Below are 17,783 nucleotides of genomic sequence, written 5' to 3'. Positions count from 1 at the left end.
ATGCCAGCGTCAAGGGGGATATCATGACCAAGCTGCTGATTGCTTATTTCGCCACGCTGGTGGCCTTTGCTGCCATCGATGCCGTGTGGCTGATCAACATGGCGCCGCGCCTGTACAAGCCGGAGATCGGCGCGGTGATGATGGAGAACGGTTTCCGGTTGGCGCCAGCGATGATTTTTTACGCCATCTATATCGGTGGCATAGTCTATTTCGCGGTGTGGCCGGGCCTGACCGAGGGGATTGCGCGCGCGGCGCTGCAGGGCGCGGTGCTGGGGTTCGTGTGTTACGCGACCTATGATCTGACCAACTATGCGACGCTGAAAGTGTGGAGCCTGAAGGTGACCGTGCTGGATCTGATCTGGGGCACGGTCCTCACCGGCAGCACGGCGGCGGCCGGCACTTGGTTCACATCGATGATCACAGCGCGGTTGTTCCCGAACTGATCCATTCCGCACGGCGATAGCCTTGGGCGCGCAGCAGCACGGTAAGATCGCCGTTGCGCACATGCGCCATCGCGGCGGCGGCGGTTTTGGGTTTGGCGTGATAGGCGATGCCAAGGCCGCTTTGCTGCGCCGCAGCGCTGATCATCGGGATGTCGTTGGCGCCGTCCCCAACCACCAGCGCGGCATTCAGCGGCGTACCATCGGCCAGCAGCAGCGTGCGCTTGGCGGCGGCGTCGATGATAGGTTCTGCGACGGTGCCGGCCAGCGCTTCACCGGCGACATCCAGCCGATTGGCGACCACGCGGGCAAAGCCGATCTGGCGCGCCACCGGTACCGCAAAATGCATGAAGCCGCCCGATACCAGCAGCGATCGCGCACCGTTCGCGACCATCGTTTGCACCAACGTGCGCGCGCCGGGCATCAGGCGGACACGTTCATTCAGGCATTGATCGAGGGTGGCGACCGACAGCCCTTTCAACAGCGCGACTCGGGCGTGCAGGGCGCCGGCAAAATCCAGTTCGCCGCGCATGGCGGCTTCGGTGACTGCCGAGACCTGGTCCTTCACCCCGGCATAATCGGCGAGCTCGTCGATGCACTCGCATTGAATCATGGTGCTATCCATGTCGGCGACGATCAGCGATTTGCGGCGCGGACTGGCGGCTGACTGCACGATGACATCGACGGCCGGTAGCGCGGCTTCCAGCCCTGCGCGGATGGCAGAAGCATCGCCGCGCGCCAGGATATCGAGCGCGTCGCCAGCCTCCAGCCAGCTCTGCGCCATGATGGTTGCGCCGGCGCTGGCAGCGGCATCACTTGCCGCCGAGACATCGCCGGGCGACAAGCGGCCTTCGGCGACCAGGGTGATGATGAGCGCGTCTGACATTGATCTCGACCTCAAGCGGGTCACCGTCCTGACAGGGCCGACCGCGGGCGGCAAGTCTGCGCTGGCGCTGGCATTGGCCGCACGGGTGGGCGGCGTGATCATCAACGCCGACGCCAGCCAGTTGTATGACTGCCTGCGGGTGGTGACGGCGCGCCCGCGTGCGGGGGACGAAGCCGCGGTGCCGCATCGCCTGTACGGTGTGCTGGCCGGGGATGATATGTGCACGGCGGCGCGCTGGGCCGACATGGCCAAGACAGAAATCGCAGCGGCGCGCGCGGCGGGCCTGCAGCCGATCATCGTCGGCGGCACTGGCCTGTATCTGGCAGCGCTAATGCACGGCCTGGCGCCGGTGCCGGACATAGGTGCCGATGTGCGCGCCGCCGTGCGGGCATTGCCCACCGATGTGGCCCGCGCGGCGCTGGAGCAGGAGGACCCGGCCAGCGCCGCGCGGCTGATGCCTGCCGACCGCCAGCGCATGCTGCGAGCCTTGGAGGTGGTGCGCAGTACCGGGCGCCCGCTTGGCCATTGGCAGCAGCAGCGCGCCGGCGGCCTGGGCGCGGCGGCCGTGCAGGGCCTGGTGGTCGATCGGCCGCGCGCCGAGCTGCACGCGCGGGCCGCAACGCGCTTGCAGGCAATGCTGGCCGAGGGCGCCCTCGATGAAGTGGCGGCGCTGCTGGCGCTGGGCCTGCCGGCGGATGCGCCGGTGTTGAAGGCACTGGCGGTGCCGCAACTGGCGGCGCATCTGGCCGGTCTCTGCAGCCTGGACGACGCCATGGCGCAGGCGTTGTTTGCGACGCGGCAATATCAGAAACGGCAATCGACCTGGGCGCGCGGGCAGGTTTCGGGATGGCTTCGCGTGGTGCCGACACCGGATGGTGTGGTTGTCGCCTGACCTGGCAGCCGAATCAGGGCAATTTGGCAATAAGGATGCCGGTTGTTTCGCGCAAAACATTGGCGTGGTTAACGAATTTTTTCGCGATAATTGCATCCAAAGATAAGCCAAACAGCGTAGATGTCTGCGATTGGGGTTTCTTTTTCGCTAATTTTATGCCATTCGCACCCACGAAAGTGTTAATTTCAGGGTCATGATTATGAACAGCGTTGCTAGCCTCAGGTCTGGGATAGTGGGCACGGCACTCGCCGCGGCGCTTGTGGTCGCGGTCCCGGCTGCGGCCGTGGCGCCGCTGTCCACGCCGGCGCGCGACGGCCTGCAGGCGATGCGCGAACTGAACCTGGTGGTGCTCGGCGACATGCAGACCAGCAGCCAGGTGGAAGGCAAGGCGTTCATTGCCGGCAATCTCACTGGCTCCAGCTCGTTCGGATCGGGCCGCGGTTCGCAGGGTGCCACGCCTTCGTCGCGGCGCACGTTGACGGTGGGCGGCAATCTGACGGCCAACATCAATCTGAACAACGGCCCCAATGGCGGCAATGGTCTGGTGGCGTCCAACCATGGCGTGCTGGTGGGCGGCAACTATAATGTCGGCTCGATCAACGGCGGCGGCGCGTCCGTCGATGTCGGCGGCAACATCAGCGGCAACAACCTCAACCTGTCCAATAATCAGGTCGTCAATGCCGGGGGCAACATCACCGCCTCGATGAACGGTTCCAATGCCAGCCAGCGGGTGAATTCTGGTGGCAGTATCGCCGGTAATGCCAATGGTGCCATCTACACCAGGAACAAGGGCATTGGCTGGAATGCGGCCAGCACGTCGGTTGCCGTGACGGCCGAAGCCGCAAAGCTGACGACCGATCTTTCGGCCTTGTCGCAGGAACTCAGCACGCTGTCGCTGCTCAACAATCCCAGCAGCTTCGTGATGGGCGGCCAGGGGCCGATCTTCACGGCGGTCAATGGCGGCAACGGCTTTGCCTTGTTCAACATTGCCGGCCATATCCTTAACAGCAACGAGATCGCCTTCACCCAGAGCGGCGGACCGATGCCGATCATCATCAACGTGTCGGGCACCAGCATCAATTGGCGGGGCAACAGCGTGGGCGGCTACAATGCCAGCCTTAACCCGTTCCTGATCTGGAACTTCTACGAAGCCACCGATCTCACCATCAGTGGTGCGATGAAGCATGGTTCGATCCTGGCGCCGCTGGCCAACCTGATCACCAACGGGGTCGATCTGGAAGGATCGATCGTGGCGAAGAATTTCAACCAGAGCGGCCAGGTCCATCTTGGAACCTACGCCGGCGGCAGCGATTTCCTGGCCGAGCCGATTCCGGAGCCGTCGAGTTGGGCGATGCTGGTGATCGGATTCGGCTTGATCGGTGGCATGATGCGGCGCCGCACCGCAACCATGGCACGCGCCGCTGCGTAACTGCTGCGATGTTTGTTACAGCGGTTCTGATCGCGCGGATTCAACGCCTTGCCGCATCCGGGCATTTTACCGATGGGGCATGGCGTATTGTCATGCAAATGCAAAATCGATGTGTTGATGTGCAGTGCAGCAAAAAAAACAGGGAGAGCGGCAATGCAACTGATTCGACTGGCCGCGATCGCCGCGGTAATGGCGCCCATACCGGCCACTGCTGCGGTGATGCTGAAGGTGCCGCAAGTGACCAAGGCGCCGGCATGTTACAGCGATTCGCCGGCCTGCGATCGCAGTGTGACGGCGCCATTGCGCGCCGCGGCCGAGTCCGGCATGATGCCTGAACCAGCCGTGGCAGCCATTGTCGGCATCGCCATCCTCGGTCTGGCGTTGGGCCGTCGCCGCCCTGGCCTGCCACAAGTGGTCTCCTGAACACCGCGCTGCGGCGCAGCCGGACCAGGCATCAATAGCCCGATTGCCGATACCCCCGTCGCTTGCGGCGGGGTTTTTTGTTGTGCGCGGTGCAGCGTCCCCGGCCTGCCAGCGCAGCATCTCCAGCAGCCAATGTGTCAACAAAAGCTACAAAACTGTCGGAATTATTTACAAGTGATGAACTTTTTGCGAGCCAGATTCGGCCAAGCATCTGATGATATGGATGTTAACTAATTTGGAACGAATTTTGCAGGTTTGTCGCCAGTGCGTGCTTCCACGCCAACGAAAAGGGATGAACTTAAATGCGTATGTTTCTGCTTGCGGCGGCCGCCGCCACCGTGATCGCCACCCCAGCGTTTGCTGTCACCAATCTGATCAGGAACGGCAGCTTCGAAGCGGCCGGCACAACCGGCACCGGCGCGTTCACGCATTGGACGAAGACCAACATACCCGATCTCAGCCCGCCGCAGGATCAGCCGGCCAGCGTGATCCTTTACAACAGCAACGCCGCCTACCCGGTCGGCGCCTATGGCGAAGCCGTTGGGCCTGACAATATCGCCGCTTCGGCCAGCCCGGATGCTGTTGGGAATTATGCCGCCTATTTCGTCGGCGATTTTTCGGTCAATGAGACCCTTGGCCAGATGACCTATCTCACGCCGGGCAATTACCGCGTCGGCTTCAGCTATTATCTGACCAACAACGGCCTCGCCAACCCGAACAATGCCAGCCTGGATGTCACCATCCTGGGCATACCGGTGGCGTCGACCATGATTACCGACGCCTCGCAGGGCGGCACCTGGTTCTATGCCTCGGGCGTTGGCCAGATCCTCAATCCGGGCTTCTACCCGACGGCGCTGGTATTCAACTCCAACGGCTTCCCGTCGAAGGATGTCGTGGTTGATCGTGTGTTTGCCATTGCCACCACCGATGCCGCCGATGTGGTGATCCCGGCTCTGCCGGAACCGTCCACCTGGGCCATGCTGGTCGCAGGCTTCGGCTTTGTCGGGTTCGGCCTGCGCCGCCGCCGCCGCATGGTGGTTGCGGCCTGAACCAACGGTCTTGGCCGGGTGTGCCCGGCAACATCGCCCCCGTCGCACTGTGACGGGGGTTTTGTTTTGGCCGGGCCGGGTCAAACTTACCAAATATTGTTACCATACCGGCATTTCGCGCATGAAAATTGCGCACTCGCGGCTTGACGTGGCATTTTGCTTCCCATAACAGCAGCCGTCCGCCGGATTGCGGGCTGTTGCTGCGTGGGAAGTTGATCATGGGCCTGGAGATTGCCGGCGCCGAAATCGTTGTGCAGGCGCTGACTGATCTCGGCGTGGAAGTGGTGTTCGGCTATCCGGGCGGCGCTGTGCTGCCGATTTATGACGCGCTGTTTCAGCAGAACCGCATTCGCCACATATTGGTGCGCCACGAACAGGCCGCGGTGCATGCCGCCGAAGGTTATGCCCGCGCCAGCGGCAAGGTCGGCGTGGTGCTGGTCACCTCCGGCCCCGGTGCCACCAATGCGGTGACTGGCATCACCGACGCGCTGATGGATTCGGTGCCGCTGGTGGTGATCACCGGCCAGGTGCCGACGCATCTGATCGGCACCGATGCGTTCCAGGAATGCGACACGGTGGGCATCACCCGCCATTGTTCCAAGCACAATTATCTGGTGAAGGACACGGCCAAGCTCGGCCCGGTGCTGCACGAGGCGTTTTACATCGCGCGCTCCGGCCGGCCCGGCCCGGTGGTGATCGATATCCCCAAGGATGTGCAGATATTCAAGGCGCGCTACACCAAGCCCGGCACCATTGCCCACAAGACCTACAAGCCGCAGGTGAAGGGCGATCTGGCGGCCATCGAAGCCGCAGTGGATATGCTCGCCGCCGCCGAGCGGCCGATCCTCTACACCGGCGGCGGCATCATCAATTCGGGGCCGATCGCCAGCCAGTTGCTGCGTGAACTCGCCAAGGCGAGCGGTGCGCCGGTGACCAGCACGTTGATGGGCCTGGGCAGCGTGCCCGATGATCATCCACAGTTCCTCGGCATGCTGGGCATGCATGGCAGTTACGAAGCCAACATGGCGATGAACAAGTGCGACCTGATGGTCTGCCTGGGCGCGCGGTTCGATGATCGCGTCACCGGCCGGCTGGATGCCTTCTCGCCGGCCAGCAAGAAGATCCATGTCGATATCGATCGCTCCAGCTTCAACAAGACGGTGCGCGTCGACCTGACCATCCAGGGCGATGTCGGTTCCGTGCTGGAAGATATGCTGAAGGTCTGGCGGGCGCGCGGGCACCGGCCGGCCGATCTGGCGCCGTGGTGGGCGCAGATCCAGGGCTGGCGCGCGCGCAATAGCTTTGGCTTCGAACAAAAGGGTGGGGCGCTGCTGCCGCAGAAGGCCATCCAGCGCCTCTATGAGATGACACGCGCGAAGAAGCCGATCATCTCCACCGAAGTCGGCCAGCACCAGATGTGGGCGGCCCAGCATTTCGGTTTCCATGAGCCGAACAAGTGGTTGACCAGCGGTGGGCTCGGCACCATGGGCTATGGCCTGCCGGCGGCCATTGGTGCGCAACTGGCGTTTCCGGGTGCGCTGGTGATCGATATCGCCGGCGAAGCCAGCATCCAGATGAACATCCAGGAACTCGGCACGGCGGTGCAATATCGCCTGCCGGTGAAGATCTTCATCATCAACAATGAATATATGGGGATGGTCCGTCAGTGGCAGGAATTGAACCACGGCAGCCGGTACAGTGAGTCTTATTCGGACAGCCTGCCGGACTTCGTGAAGCTGGGTGAGGCCTATGGCTGGAAGGGCATCGTGATCGATGGCCCGGGCAATCTGGATGAGGGCATCCAGGCAATGCTCGATCACCCCGGCCCGGTGATCGTGGATTGCCGGGTGTCGAAACTCGCCAATTGCTTCCCGATGATCCCGTCGGGCGCGGCGCATACGGACATGATCCTGAGCGCGTCCGACGAGGTTGGCCCGGCCGACGACGATGCGAAGGCGCTGGTCTGATGAAACATCTCCCCTCCGAACGGCACACGCTGTCGATCCTGGTCGATAACGAAGCCGGCGTGCTGGCCCGCATCGTCGGGCTGTTCTCGGCGCGCGGTTACAATATCGAGAGCCTGACCGTGGCCGATGTGTCGCTGGATCATGCCGTCAGCCGCATCACCGTGGTGACCAGTGGCCCGCCGCCGGTGATCGATCAGATCATGGCGCAACTGGATCGGCTGGTGCCGGTGCACCGGGTGATCGACCTGACCGACCATGGCCCGCACGTGGAGCGCGAGATGGCGCTGGTGAAGGTGGCCGGCACTGGCGACAAGCGTGTGGAGGCGCTGCGGCTGGCCGATATCTTCCGGGCGCGCCCGGTGGATACCAGCACCACCAGCTTCGTGTTCGAAGTGTCGGGATCGAGCGACAAGGTCAATCAGTTCATCGCCTTGATGCGCGAGGTCGGCCTGGTGGAGGTCGCGCGCACTGGGGTTGTGGCCATCGCAAGAGGTGCGGAGGCGGTATAGTTTCTCCCCTCCCGCTTGCGGGAGGGGCCGGGTGTGGGCTTTGCCCGCAGGCACGAAGTTTCGTCGGGGTGGACAGACCCACCCCCAGCCCCTCCCGCAGGCGGGAGGGGAGCCAGAAGGAAGAAGGACAGCAGATGCGCGTTTATTATGATGCCGATGCCGATGTCGGCCTGATCAAGGGCAAGAAGGTCGCAATTGTCGGCTATGGCAGCCAGGGCCATGCCCATGCGCAGAATCTGCGCGACAGCGGCGTGGCGGACGTCGCCATCGCGCTGAAGCCGGGGTCGGCCACCGCCAAGAAGGCGGAAGGCGTCGGCTTCAAGGTGCTCAGCAATGCCGATGCCGCGGCCTGGGCCGATGTGATCATGGTGCTGGCGCCCGACGAATATCAGGCCGGCATCTATGCAGACGATCTGGCCGCCAACATGAAGCCCGGCGCCGCGCTGGCCTTTGCCCACGGCCTCAACGTGCATTTCGGCCTGATCGAGCCGCGCGCCGACATCGATGTGTTCATGATCGCGCCCAAGGGCCCCGGCCACACGGTGCGCAGCGAATATCAGAAGGGGGGCGGTGTGCCGTGCCTGATAGCCATCCACCAGGACGCCAGCGGCAACGCCCATGATGTGGCATTGAGCTATGCCAGCGCCATCGGCGGCGGCCGGTCTGGCGTCATCGAAACCACATTCCGCGAAGAATGCGAAACCGACCTTTTTGGCGAGCAGGCCGTGCTGTGCGGCGGGCTGACCCACCTGATCCAGGCCGGTTTCGAAACGCTCACCGAAGCCGGCTATGCGCCGGAGATGGCTTATTTCGAGTGCCTGCACGAAGTGAAGCTGATCGTCGATCTGATGTATGAAGGCGGCATCGCCAACATGCGCTATTCGATCAGCAACACCGCCGAATATGGCGACATAACCACCGGGCCCCGCATCATCACCGATGAAACCAAGGCCGAAATGAAGCGCGTGCTGGCCGATATCCAGGGCGGGCGCTTCGTGAAGAATTTCATCCTCGACAACCGCGCCGGCCAGCCGGAGCTGAAGGCATCACGCAAGGCGGCGGCCGCGCATCCGATTGAGGAAGTCGGTGCGCGGCTGCGCGGGATGATGCCGTGGATCGCGAAGAACCAGTTGGTGGACAAAGCCAAGAACTGATCGCAGCCGGGCGAGTGCGCGTAACGCGCGCCGACTCCGGCAAGATCGGCCAGCGAGCGAAAAAGGCGGTCCCGACAGGCCGCCTTTTTTGACTCGTCTGACGGCGTGGCTCCGCCACGCTCTTTCCTTATTTCCCAGTTGTATCCAGCGGACTCGGCGGCCCTGCCGCCGGCCGCAATCCACTACCGCTGATCCTCCAGCATCTCCGCTGCCCGTACCCGCACGCTGCGCAAGGCCAGTTGCACCTCCCACAGGAACAGCGACAGCCCGCCGGTGAGCAGCAGCGTCGCCAGCACGAACAGCCAGGCGATGCCCTCCTGCAACCGCCCGCCGAGCAATTGTTCCAGAAACAAGAGCGCCACCACGATGCACACCAGCAGCGCCGACATCGTGCACAGCGCGATGGCCCAATTGGCCGCGGCCATGCGCTTGGACAAGACGGCCAGATCACCGACGGCAAGGCGGCGTCGCTCGGCGGGGTAGCCAGCGATCTGGCCCTCCAGGTGCCGCGCGCGATCGACGACTCGCGACAAGCGGTGCACCATCACATTCAGCAGGCCACCGATCGCGGTGAGCAGAAACACCGGCGCCAGCGCCTGCTGCACCGCCGTGCTGATATCGATGCTGGTAAAAATGCCGTCCATGCCGCCACCCAAGCCGTGCAATCTGCCACGACGCAAGCCGGCATATCGCGCAACTTGGTGGGCGTGGCTTGCGCGAAACCGCTACTTCGGGTTATGCATTGGCTATGGTTTTCACGCCCGCCCTGCTTGGTCTGCGACTTATCCGCCCTCGGGCGTGATTGGGCTGTTGGGCTGTGTCCCTCGGCCATGCGCCTTGAGGGGATGAACCGCCCAAAATATTCTGCGCTGCATTCAGCACAAATCGACAGGCCAAACCGATGAGCACCATAACGACGAACCATATCCGCATTTTCGACACAACATTGCGCGACGGCGAACAATCGCCCGGTTGCTCGATGAATCTGGAAGAGAAATTGAAGGTCGCCGCGCAGCTCGAAGCGCTGGGCGTCGACATCATCGAAGCCGGCTTTGCCATCGCCTCCGAAGGCGATTTCGAAGCGGTGCAGGCCGTCGCGCGGCTGTGTGACACCGCCATCGTCGCCAGCCTGGCCCGCGCCGCGCCAGCCGATATCGAGCGCGCCTGGGCTGCCCTGAAAGACGCGCGGCGCCCCCGCATCCACACCTTCATCGCCACCAGCCCGCTGCACATGCGGGTGAAGCTGAACAAGACGCCGGACGAGGTGATCGAGGCGATCCGCATGTCGGTCAGCCTGGCGCGCAATCTGTGCGAGGATGTCGAATGGTCGGCCGAAGATGCGACGCGGTCCGATCCGGACTATCTGTGCCGCGCGGTGGAAACCGCCATCAAATATGGCGCCACCACCATCAACCTGCCGGATACGGTGGGCTATGCCACGCCGGAAACCTATGGCGCGATGTTCCGCGATGTGATCACCCGCGTGCCCAATGCCGATCAGGCGATCTTCTCCACCCATTGCCACAATGATCTGGGCCTGGCCGTCGCCAACACGCTGAGCGCGATCATGGCCGGCGCGCGCCAGTGCGAAGCGACGGTGAACGGCATCGGCGAGCGTGCCGGCAATGCCGCGGTGGAGGAAATCGCGATGGCGCTGCGTGTGCGCCAGGATGTGATGCCTTTTGCCACGCGCATCGTCAGCACCGAAATCACCCGCGCCAGCCGGCTGGTCAGCGGCATCACCGGCATGGCGGTGCAGGCCAACAAGGCGATCGTGGGCGCCAACGCCTTCGCGCATGAAAGCGGCATCCACCAGGATGGCATGCTGAAAGACAGCAGCACCTATGAAATCATGACGCCGGACTCCGTCGGGCAGGGGGCGACCAGCCTCGTGCTGGGCAAGCATTCGGGCCGCGCCGCGTTTCGGTCAAAACTGGCTGAACTGGGCTATGACCTGTCCGACAATGAATTCGGCGATGCCTTCAAGCGCTTCAAGGATCTGGCCGACGCCAAGAAGCAGGTGTTCGACGAGGACATTGTCGCGCTGGTCGATGACGAAGTGCTGCGCGGGCACGATCGCATCCAGGTGCTGGAGGTGGAAGTGTATTGCGGCAGCAATGGCCCGCAACGCGCGATCCTCACCCTGTCCATCGATGGTGAGGAAGTCACGGCCGCCACCCGTGGCAATGGCCCGGTCGATGCGCTGTTCAACGCCATCCGCAAGCTGGTGCCGCATGAGGATGCCGTGCTGAACCTGTATCAGGTGCATGCGGTGACGGCGGGTACCGACGCCCAGGCCGAAGTGAGCGTGGTGCTGGCCGAACATGGCCGCACCGTGCGCGGCACCGGGGCGCACACCGACACGCTGGTGGCGAGTGCGCGGGCCTATGTGAATGCGCTCAACAAGCTGATGGTGAAGCGCGGGAAATCGGCGCTGACGGCGGCCGGGTGAGCCGCCGGCTGGTCATTGTCTACAACGCCAATGCCGGCATCGCGGCAGGGGTGATGGACAGCGTGCACAAGATCGTGTCGCCCTCCACCTACCCCTGCCAGCTGTGCGCCGTCACCTATGGTCTGGTAGCGATGAAGCGCGACTGGCGGACGTTTCTGGACGGGCTGGGCATGGAGGTGATCTTCCATCACCGGCCGGATTTTCGCGCGGCGTTCCCGCAGGCCGCCGACTGGCCGTTGCCGCTGGTGGCGGTGGAAGAGGGCGGGCGCCTGCGCGAACTGGTGCGCGCGGCGGAGTTTGTGGACATCGCGGACCTGCCCGGCCTGATCCGGATGGTCCAGAGCCGCGTTCAAGGCTGACCGGCAGAATCGCTTGCCTTCGCATGCCCATTCCGTCATACGCGCCGCTTCGCCGTGCCGGACAACCGCGCGCGATCGAAAAAAGCAAGCCGGAGGGGCGGGGCAATGGTGCCACGCCAGCGATCGGCACAGGAGAGATGCATGCCGTTTTACGAGCATGTCTTCCTCGCGCGACAGGACCTGACCACAGCTCAGGTCGAAGCGCTGACGGAAGGCTTTACCCGCGTATTGATTGACAACAAGGGCAGTGTTGCCGGCACCGAATATTGGGGCCTGCGCACCTTGGCCTATCGCATCGCCAAGAACCGCAAGGCGCATTATGTGATGCTGACCATTGACGCACCGCCGGCCGCCCTGGCCGAGATGGAGCGCCAGGTTGGCCTCAATGAAGATGTCGTGCGTTCGATGACGATCCGTATCGATGCGCTGCCCACCGAGCCGTCGGCGATGACCCGCCGTGGCGGTGAGCGCGAAGGTGGCCGTGAAGATCGCCCGCGTGGTGACCGCGATGGTCCGCGCGGCGATCGTGGTGATCGCGGCGACCGTGGCGGTGATCGGGGCGGCGAACGCCCGCGCCGCGAACCGCGCGCAGCGTATTAAGGGAGAATGTAGATGGGACGTCCGTTCTTCCGTCGCCGCAAGTCGTGCCCGTTCTCGGGTCCGAATGCGCCAGCCATCGATTACAAGGATGTGCGCTTGCTGCAGGGCTTTGTCTCTGAACGTGGCAAGATCGTGCCGGCCCGCATCACCGCGGTGTCGGGCAAGAAGCAGCGCGAGCTGGCCAAGGCCATCAAGCGCGCGCGTCATCTGGGCCTGCTGCCCTATCTCGTGAAGTAAGGAGCAGCCGACATGCATGTGATCCTGCTCGAACGCGTTGAAAAGCTTGGCACCATTGGCGATGTCGTCAATGTGAAGCCAGGTTTTGCCCGCAATTTCCTGCTGCCGCGCGGCAAAGCCTTGCGCGCGACCGAAGCCAACAAGAAGCGGTTTGAAAACGACCGCGCCCGCATCGAGGCCGACAACGCCAAGCGGCGCGACATCGCCCGTTCCGACGCCAAGGACATCGAAGGCGCCAGCGTCGTGATGATCCGCGCGGCATCCGCCACCGGCCAGCTTTATGGTTCGGTTGCGGCCCGTGATCTGGCCGAAGCGCTGACCCACGGCGGCCACAAGGTGGTCAAGGGCCAGATCGTGCTCGACAAGCCGATCAAGAATCTGGGCGTGCACGACGTGAAGGTCGCGCTGCACCCGGAAGTGGTGGTGATGGTCAAGGTCAACATTGCCCGTTCGGCCGAAGAAGCCGAACTCCAGGCGGCCGGGGTGGACATCAATGCCACCGCCGAGCGTGAGGAAGCCGGCTTCACCGAAGCCTATGATCCGAACGCCGAACCGGGCACCATCGCGGTGGACGACGACATGGATGCAGGCGAGCCGGCGGAAGCCTGAGCCGTTTGATCCGCCAGATCGGGGGCCGCTGGCACACGCCAGCGGCCCTTTTTCTTTTGCCAGCCGTTCAAGTCCGGCTTGGCCTTTTTCTTGCCCACACCGATCCGCACGCCTATGAGCGCGCGATGACTGATCAGCCTGAAACGCCCGAAACCCCAGCCGAGACCACAGGCGGCCCCACCGATACGCCGCCCGATCGCCTGTCGGTCAATCCGCGCAGCGAATATCATGATTGGGATCTGCTGCGCCGCGGCGTCGGCATCCGTTTCAACGGGGCGGAGCGGACCAATGTCGAGGAATATTGCGTGTCCGAAGGCTGGATTCGCGTCGCCGCCGGCAAGAGCCTGGACCGCAAGGGCAACCCGCTCACCCTGAAGCTGACCGGCACGGTCGAGGCCTGGTACAAGAGTTGAAGGCTTGCGCGGGTTGCGCGTTGGCGTGACAAGTGCAGCCATGGACTTGTTCGGCAGCCCTTCACCCGTCGCCACCGGCGCGCCGCCGCTCGCCGAACAGTTGCGCCCGGCAACGTTGGATGCCGTGGTCGGCCAGGCGCATCTCACCGGCGAAGATGGCGCGATCACACGGATGGTGGCGGGCGGCAGCCTGTCCAGCCTGATCCTGTGGGGGCCGCCCGGCACCGGCAAGACAACAATCGCGCGGTTGCTGGCCGATGCGGTCGGCATGCGCTTCGTGGCAATTTCGGCGGTGTTTGCCGGCGTGGCGGATTTGAAGAAATTGTTCGCCGATGCGCGCATGAACAGCCAGCGCACATTGCTGTTCGTGGACGAGATACACCGCTTCAATCGGGCCCAGCAGGATGGTTTCCTCGGGCCGATGGAGGACGGCACCATCACGCTGGTCGGTGCAACCACCGAAAATCCCAGCTTCGAACTCAATGCCGCGATATTGTCCCGCGCCCGCGTGCTGATCGTGCGCCGGCTGGATGAGGCCGCGCTGGCCGATTTGTTGGCGCGCGCCGAAGCCCATGTGGCGCGCGCGCTGCCCGTCACCGCCGAGGCGCGCGCGGCGCTGATCGCCTCTGCCGATGGCGACGGGCGATTTTTGTTGGGCCAGGCCGAAAGCCTGTTTGCACTGGGCGATGTGCCGGCGATGGCACCGGCGGAACTGGCCGCGTTCCTGCACCGCCGCATGCCGGTGTATGACAAGGATCGCGAAGGCCATTACGGGCTGATTTCGGCGCTGCACAAAAGCCTGCGCGGCTCCGATCCCGATGCCGCGCTTTACTGGCTGTCGCGCATGCTGGTTGCCGGTGAAGAGCCGCTTTACGTGCTGCGCCGGCTGGTGCGCTTTGCCAGCGAGGACATCGGCCTGGCGGACAGCAACGCCCTGCGCGTGTGCCTTGATGCTAAGGATGCCTTTGATTTTCTGGGCAGTCCGGAGGGCGAACTGGCCATCGTCCACGCCTGTCTCTATCTCGCCACCGCACCAAAATCCAATGCCGCCTATGTCGCGCAAAAGGCCGCGATGAAGCTGGCCGCCAGCACCGGCTCGCTCACCCCGCCGGCGCATATCCTGAATGCGCCGACGAAGCTGATGAAGGAACTGGGTTACGGCAAGGGCTATGCCTATGATCATGATGCGCCCGATGGCTTTTCCGGGCAGGATTATTGGCCGGAAGGCATGGCCGGGCAGACGCTCTACACCCCGTCCTCGCGCGGAGCGGAGGCGCGCATTGCCGAACGGCTGGCGGAATGGTCGCGCCGGCGGGCGGCGCTGCGATGACGTGGGATGACGTGCTGGCCCTGGCGTTGGCACTGCCCGGCGCCACGCGCGGCACCAGCTACGGCCGTGACGCGGTGCTGGTGCGCGGCAAGATGGTCGTGGTGATCGGGCGGGCGCCGGATCATTTCGTGCTGCCCGCCAACCTGGATGAAGTCGACATGCTGATGGCGACCGACCCCGACTGTTTTTACCAGACGCCGCACTATGTCGGCTGGCCCGGCGTGCTGGTGCGGCTGGCTTGCGCCGATCCGGAACGCATCGCGATGCTGGTGGAGCGGGCCTGGGCCGGTCGCGCGTCAGCGGCGCAGCGCAAAGTGCGGGGTATCGCCTGATGGTCCAGCCGCGCATGTCCATAAAAGCACGAGTCATGCTGAACTTGTTTCAGCACCCATGGCAGGCTCGTCCCCCAAAGACAGCACATGGCGGCAAGTATGTCCCATGGACCCCGGATCAAGTCCGGGGTGACTTGGGCTTGTGGGGGATGGCGTGACCCCATTGGCGGATGGCCCGTCATCAGCCGCGCGCTTCACCCGCTTCGTCGGCATCGACTGGTCAGGCGCGAAAGGCGCGCGGCACAAGTCCATCCAGATCGCCATCTGCGACGCCGGCGATGCGCCGCCACAGTTGGTCGTGCCGCCCGCCCCGAATTTGGCCGGCGTGTGGTCGCGGCTGGCGGCACTCGATTGGCTGGGCGGGCTTTCCGGTGATGTGCTGGTCGGGATGGACGCCGGCTTCGGCTTTGCCGCTGTGCCGCCGTTCACCGCCCCGGCGCGCGAATTGTGGGCGGAGGTGGAAACCGTGTGCAGCAGCGAGGTCGATCTGGGCGCCCATCTCTATATTCAGCATCGACGCGAGGCGTTCTGGTTGGGCGCCGCCGATGGCCCGCGGGCCTTGCGGGCGCATCTGCGGGTGACCGAACAAATCTACAAGGCCAGCGGCCTCGGCGTGCCGACCTCCAATTTCGTGCTGCTCGGCGCGTCCCAGGTCGGCAAGGCGACGCTGACCACGATGCGCCTGCTGCACCAGTTGCGCTGGCCCGTGTGGCCGTTCGATCCGTTGCCCGAACGCGGCCCGTTGATCCTGGAAATCTATGCGCAGGCCTTTGCGCGACTGGCCGGCTTTCGCGGCAAGCTGCGGGATAGCGAAAGCCTCAACGTCGCGCTCGCCCGCCACGGCAGCCGGCCGATGCCGCCGGCCTTTCCAGCGACATTCCCCGATCATATCGGCGATGCCATCATCACCGCCGCCGGCCTGCGCGCCATCGCCGACCAGCCGCACTGGTGGCAACCGGCGGCGCTGACGCCTGAAATTGCCAGAACGGAAGGCTGGACCTTCGGCGTTCTCTAAGGCTGGCGCGCGCCGTAGCCGCAAGCTAAGACAGGCTCATGAATGTCAACACCATGTCGCCCATGCTGCTGGTGGCCATCGGCGGTGCGCTGGGGTCGATGCTGCGCTATGGCGTCGGCCGCTGGGTGATCGGGCTCACTGGCCCGGGCTTTCCCACTGGCACCTTTGCGGTCAACATCATTGGCGGGTTGCTGATGGGCCTGCTCGCTGGCTGGCTGGTGCGGGTCGATGACGGGGTCGAAGGTTTGCGCCTATTGCTCGGCGTCGGCGTGCTTGGCGGCTTCACCACTTTTTCGGCGTTCAGCCTGGAAGTCTACAACATGATCATTCGCGCTGAAATCGCGCTGGCGGCGGCCTATGCCGTCTCCAGCACTGCGGGCAGTGTGCTCGCGGTGCTGCTGGGCGTGTGGCTGATGCGGGGTGCTGCCTGATGCCGACTGTTGCAATCGCCGAGGATGACGATGGCATCCGCCTCGATCGCTGGTTTCAGCGCCACGCCGCCGAAGTGACGTTCAACATCGTGTCGCGCTGGTCGAAAACCGGCGCGGTGCGGCTCGATGGCGCCAAGGCCGGACCGGGGGATCGCATCAGCGCCGGCCAGACCCTGGTGTGGCCCGATGTGCTGCCGGAACCCGCCACACCGCGCCCCGTTGAAAAGGTGCGGCCGCCGCTGCACCCGGACCAAATCGATTACATGCGATCCATGGTCATCCACATGGATGCCCACGCCATCGTCATCAACAAGCCGCCGGGCCTGGCCACCCAGGGCGGCACCGGCATTTCCACCAGCGTCGATGCCATGCTGGACGCGCTGCAATATGATGCGGCTGCGAGGCCAAGGCTGGTGCACCGGCTGGACAAGGATACGTCCGGCGCGCTGTTGCTGGCGCGCACCGCCCGCGCCGCTGCGTTCTTCAGCAAGGAATTTGCCGGGCGCGAGGCGAAGAAAACCTATTGGGCGTTGACCCTGGGTGTGCCGGAAATCCGTGCGGGCACCATCGATGCTGCCATGTCCAAACAGCCCGGCACTGGCGGCGAGAAGATGCATGTCGATCCCGAAACCGGGCTGAAGGCCAAGACGCGCTATCGCGTGATCGACAAGGCCGCCGCCCGCGCCGCCTGGGTGGAGTTTCAGCCGCTGACCGGGCGCACCCACCAGATCCGCGTGCACGCCGCCGCGATCAGCCATCCGTTGATCGGCGATGGCAAATATGGCGGCAAGGAAAGCTATTTGACCGGCGGCATCAGCCGCAAGCTGCATCTGCACAGCCGGCGGCTGGTGATCGCGCTGCCCGATGGTGGCACGCTGGACATCAAAGCGGACCTGCCCAGCCACATGGCCGAAAGCTTTGCCATGCTGGGGTTCGATATGGCGTTGGGCGAGTATGAAGAACCACCGCCACCGCCGCCGCCCAAGAAACTGCCGCGTCGGCTTTCCAGCGCCACCAGCGGCAACCGCCGGGGTGAACGCCGCGCGCGTGGGCAAGTCGCAGAGGCACCGCCGCGCCGCAAGTGATGGCGATCTAGGGTCGATTACAATCAAGTCGAACCCGCAAAGCGCCCTCCCTTGGAGGGAGGAAACCATGACGCTTCAATCAAACTATAATCAACTCTAGACTCGATTGCATGGTGACTGAATCGATTTGGGATTCCCAAGGTGACTGATTTCTGATTCACCCTGATTGCT

Annotated in this window: 21 protein-coding genes; 19 read left to right on the top strand and 2 right to left on the bottom strand. The window is 64.1% G+C overall.

Annotated elements, in window-relative coordinates; all coding sequences use genetic code 11:
- Nucleotides 1-23: 23 nt before the first annotated feature.
- Nucleotides 24-443 carry a DUF2177 family protein gene (locus tag ACTIEZ_RS14670; RefSeq protein WP_439547433.1) on the top strand — a complete coding sequence of 140 codons (420 nt, stop codon included), beginning with the start codon at nt 24-26 and terminating at the stop codon, nt 441-443.
- Here the strand turns inward: ACTIEZ_RS14670 and serB are convergent.
- Nucleotides 418-1,326, bottom strand: a complete 909-nt coding sequence (gene serB / locus ACTIEZ_RS14665; RefSeq protein WP_439547432.1) for a phosphoserine phosphatase SerB — start codon at nt 1,324-1,326, stop codon at nt 418-420. The two genes, ACTIEZ_RS14670 and serB, sit on opposite strands and share 26 nt — an antisense overlap.
- On the opposite strand from serB, the gene miaA reads away from it, so the two are divergent.
- The 7 genes from miaA (at nt 1,310) to ilvC (ending at nt 8,749) form a co-directional block, all read left to right on the top strand.
- Nucleotides 1,310-2,218, top strand: coding sequence for a tRNA (adenosine(37)-N6)-dimethylallyltransferase MiaA (miaA, locus tag ACTIEZ_RS14660; RefSeq protein ID WP_439547431.1), 909 nt, complete (start codon nt 1,310-1,312; stop codon nt 2,216-2,218). The genes serB and miaA overlap by 17 nt on opposite strands.
- A gap of 232 nt (nt 2,219-2,450) precedes the next feature.
- A complete protein-coding gene (locus tag ACTIEZ_RS14655) occupies nt 2,451-3,647 on the top strand; it encodes a collagen-binding domain-containing protein (RefSeq protein ID WP_439547430.1) in 1,197 nt (398 codons plus the stop codon).
- A gap of 153 nt (nt 3,648-3,800) precedes the next feature.
- Complete coding sequence (locus ACTIEZ_RS14650; RefSeq protein WP_439547429.1) at nt 3,801-4,070, top strand: hypothetical protein; 270 nt, start codon at nt 3,801-3,803, stop codon at nt 4,068-4,070.
- Between the two features lie 302 nt (nt 4,071-4,372).
- A complete protein-coding gene (locus ACTIEZ_RS14645) occupies nt 4,373-5,119 on the top strand; it encodes a PEPxxWA-CTERM sorting domain-containing protein (protein ID WP_439547428.1) in 747 nt (248 codons plus the stop codon).
- Nucleotides 5,120-5,337: 218 nt separating this feature from the next.
- The gene (locus ACTIEZ_RS14640; protein ID WP_439547427.1) at nt 5,338-7,086 is read left to right on the top strand and encodes an acetolactate synthase 3 large subunit; all 1,749 of its coding nucleotides are present in this window, start codon (nt 5,338-5,340) and stop codon (nt 7,084-7,086) included.
- Nucleotides 7,086-7,595 carry an acetolactate synthase small subunit gene (gene ilvN, locus ACTIEZ_RS14635; RefSeq protein ID WP_439547426.1) on the top strand — a complete coding sequence of 170 codons (510 nt, stop codon included), beginning with the start codon at nt 7,086-7,088 and terminating at the stop codon, nt 7,593-7,595. Before ACTIEZ_RS14640 ends, ilvN begins: the two co-directional genes overlap by 1 nt.
- A 134-nt stretch (nt 7,596-7,729) precedes the next feature.
- The gene (ilvC, locus tag ACTIEZ_RS14630; protein ID WP_439547425.1) at nt 7,730-8,749 is read left to right on the top strand and encodes a ketol-acid reductoisomerase; all 1,020 of its coding nucleotides are present in this window, start codon (nt 7,730-7,732) and stop codon (nt 8,747-8,749) included.
- Between the two features lie 182 nt (nt 8,750-8,931).
- On the opposite strand, the gene ACTIEZ_RS14625 is transcribed toward ilvC, so the two are convergent.
- On the bottom strand, nt 8,932-9,393 hold the full coding sequence (locus ACTIEZ_RS14625; RefSeq protein WP_439547424.1) for a DUF2721 domain-containing protein: 462 nt from the start codon (nt 9,391-9,393) through the stop codon (nt 8,932-8,934).
- A gap of 257 nt (nt 9,394-9,650) precedes the next feature.
- On the opposite strand from ACTIEZ_RS14625, the gene ACTIEZ_RS14620 reads away from it, so the two are divergent.
- The 11 genes from ACTIEZ_RS14620 to ACTIEZ_RS14570 all read left to right on the top strand — a co-directional run bounded on the left by ACTIEZ_RS14620 (nt 9,651) and on the right by ACTIEZ_RS14570 (nt 17,612).
- The gene (locus ACTIEZ_RS14620; RefSeq protein WP_439547423.1) at nt 9,651-11,201 is read left to right on the top strand and encodes a 2-isopropylmalate synthase; all 1,551 of its coding nucleotides are present in this window, start codon (nt 9,651-9,653) and stop codon (nt 11,199-11,201) included.
- Nucleotides 11,198-11,560 carry a hypothetical protein gene (locus ACTIEZ_RS14615; RefSeq protein ID WP_439547422.1) on the top strand — a complete coding sequence of 121 codons (363 nt, stop codon included), beginning with the start codon at nt 11,198-11,200 and terminating at the stop codon, nt 11,558-11,560. The genes ACTIEZ_RS14620 and ACTIEZ_RS14615 overlap by 4 nt, the downstream gene beginning before the upstream one ends.
- Nucleotides 11,561-11,701: 141 nt before the next feature.
- A complete protein-coding gene (rpsF, locus tag ACTIEZ_RS14610) occupies nt 11,702-12,160 on the top strand; it encodes a 30S ribosomal protein S6 (RefSeq protein ID WP_439547421.1) in 459 nt (152 codons plus the stop codon).
- Nucleotides 12,161-12,172: 12 nt separating this feature from the next.
- Nucleotides 12,173-12,397 (top strand): 30S ribosomal protein S18, encoded by a 225-nt coding sequence (rpsR, locus tag ACTIEZ_RS14605; protein WP_372919498.1) that lies wholly within the window; start codon nt 12,173-12,175, stop codon nt 12,395-12,397.
- Between the two features lie 12 nt (nt 12,398-12,409).
- On the top strand, nt 12,410-13,006 hold the full coding sequence (rplI, locus tag ACTIEZ_RS14600; protein WP_439547420.1) for a 50S ribosomal protein L9: 597 nt from the start codon (nt 12,410-12,412) through the stop codon (nt 13,004-13,006).
- Nucleotides 13,007-13,131: 125 nt separating this feature from the next.
- On the top strand, nt 13,132-13,419 hold the full coding sequence (locus tag ACTIEZ_RS14595) for a DUF3297 family protein (protein WP_439547419.1): 288 nt from the start codon (nt 13,132-13,134) through the stop codon (nt 13,417-13,419).
- A 40-nt stretch (nt 13,420-13,459) separates the two neighbouring features.
- Entirely contained in the window at nt 13,460-14,749 is a 1,290-nt protein-coding gene (locus tag ACTIEZ_RS14590) for a replication-associated recombination protein A (RefSeq protein ID WP_439547418.1), read from the top strand.
- Nucleotides 14,746-15,081 carry an MmcQ/YjbR family DNA-binding protein gene (locus ACTIEZ_RS14585; protein WP_439547417.1) on the top strand — a complete coding sequence of 112 codons (336 nt, stop codon included), beginning with the start codon at nt 14,746-14,748 and terminating at the stop codon, nt 15,079-15,081. The genes ACTIEZ_RS14590 and ACTIEZ_RS14585 overlap by 4 nt, the downstream gene beginning before the upstream one ends.
- Before the next feature lie 154 nt (nt 15,082-15,235).
- Nucleotides 15,236-16,096 (top strand): hypothetical protein, encoded by an 861-nt coding sequence (locus tag ACTIEZ_RS14580; protein ID WP_439547416.1) that lies wholly within the window; start codon nt 15,236-15,238, stop codon nt 16,094-16,096.
- A 38-nt stretch (nt 16,097-16,134) separates the two neighbouring features.
- Complete coding sequence (gene crcB, locus ACTIEZ_RS14575; RefSeq protein WP_439547415.1) at nt 16,135-16,527, top strand: fluoride efflux transporter CrcB; 393 nt, start codon at nt 16,135-16,137, stop codon at nt 16,525-16,527.
- Nucleotides 16,527-17,612 (top strand): RluA family pseudouridine synthase, encoded by a 1,086-nt coding sequence (locus ACTIEZ_RS14570; RefSeq protein WP_439547414.1) that lies wholly within the window; start codon nt 16,527-16,529, stop codon nt 17,610-17,612. Before crcB ends, ACTIEZ_RS14570 begins: the two co-directional genes overlap by 1 nt.
- Nucleotides 17,613-17,783 lie beyond the last annotated feature (171 nt).

The organism is Sandarakinorhabdus sp. (genome assembly GCF_051860625.1).
Taxonomy (GTDB): Bacteria; Pseudomonadota; Alphaproteobacteria; order Sphingomonadales; family Sphingomonadaceae; genus Sandarakinorhabdus.
The sequence above is the reverse complement of the archived record's forward strand: the minus strand, read 5'-3'. Positions and strand labels throughout refer to the sequence as shown.

Excerpts from the sequence above, each read along its gene's own strand:
- ACTIEZ_RS14570 (WP_439547414.1), top strand. The coding sequence starts at position 16,527 with ATGCCGACTGTTGCAATCGCCGAGGATGACGATGGCATCCGCCTCGAT.
- ACTIEZ_RS14670 (WP_439547433.1), top strand. The coding sequence starts at position 24 with ATGACCAAGCTGCTGATTGCTTATTTCGCCACGCTGGTGGCCTTTGCT.
- ACTIEZ_RS14645 (WP_439547428.1), top strand. The coding sequence starts at position 4,373 with ATGCGTATGTTTCTGCTTGCGGCGGCCGCCGCCACCGTGATCGCCACC.
- ACTIEZ_RS14625 (WP_439547424.1), bottom strand. The coding sequence starts at position 9,393 with ATGGACGGCATTTTTACCAGCATCGATATCAGCACGGCGGTGCAGCAG.
- crcB (WP_439547415.1), top strand. The coding sequence starts at position 16,135 with ATGAATGTCAACACCATGTCGCCCATGCTGCTGGTGGCCATCGGCGGT.
- serB (WP_439547432.1), bottom strand. The coding sequence starts at position 1,326 with ATGTCAGACGCGCTCATCATCACCCTGGTCGCCGAAGGCCGCTTGTCG.
- rpsF (WP_439547421.1), top strand. The coding sequence starts at position 11,702 with ATGCCGTTTTACGAGCATGTCTTCCTCGCGCGACAGGACCTGACCACA.
- rplI (WP_439547420.1), top strand. The coding sequence starts at position 12,410 with ATGCATGTGATCCTGCTCGAACGCGTTGAAAAGCTTGGCACCATTGGC.
- ACTIEZ_RS14595 (WP_439547419.1), top strand. The coding sequence starts at position 13,132 with ATGACTGATCAGCCTGAAACGCCCGAAACCCCAGCCGAGACCACAGGC.
- ACTIEZ_RS14650 (WP_439547429.1), top strand. The coding sequence starts at position 3,801 with ATGCAACTGATTCGACTGGCCGCGATCGCCGCGGTAATGGCGCCCATA.
- ACTIEZ_RS14640 (WP_439547427.1), top strand. The coding sequence starts at position 5,338 with ATGGGCCTGGAGATTGCCGGCGCCGAAATCGTTGTGCAGGCGCTGACT.
- ilvN (WP_439547426.1), top strand. The coding sequence starts at position 7,086 with ATGAAACATCTCCCCTCCGAACGGCACACGCTGTCGATCCTGGTCGAT.
- ACTIEZ_RS14620 (WP_439547423.1), top strand. The coding sequence starts at position 9,651 with ATGAGCACCATAACGACGAACCATATCCGCATTTTCGACACAACATTG.
- ilvC (WP_439547425.1), top strand. The coding sequence starts at position 7,730 with ATGCGCGTTTATTATGATGCCGATGCCGATGTCGGCCTGATCAAGGGC.
- miaA (WP_439547431.1), top strand. The coding sequence starts at position 1,310 with ATGAGCGCGTCTGACATTGATCTCGACCTCAAGCGGGTCACCGTCCTG.
- ACTIEZ_RS14590 (WP_439547418.1), top strand. The coding sequence starts at position 13,460 with ATGGACTTGTTCGGCAGCCCTTCACCCGTCGCCACCGGCGCGCCGCCG.
- rpsR (WP_372919498.1), top strand. The coding sequence starts at position 12,173 with ATGGGACGTCCGTTCTTCCGTCGCCGCAAGTCGTGCCCGTTCTCGGGT.
- ACTIEZ_RS14585 (WP_439547417.1), top strand. The coding sequence starts at position 14,746 with ATGACGTGGGATGACGTGCTGGCCCTGGCGTTGGCACTGCCCGGCGCC.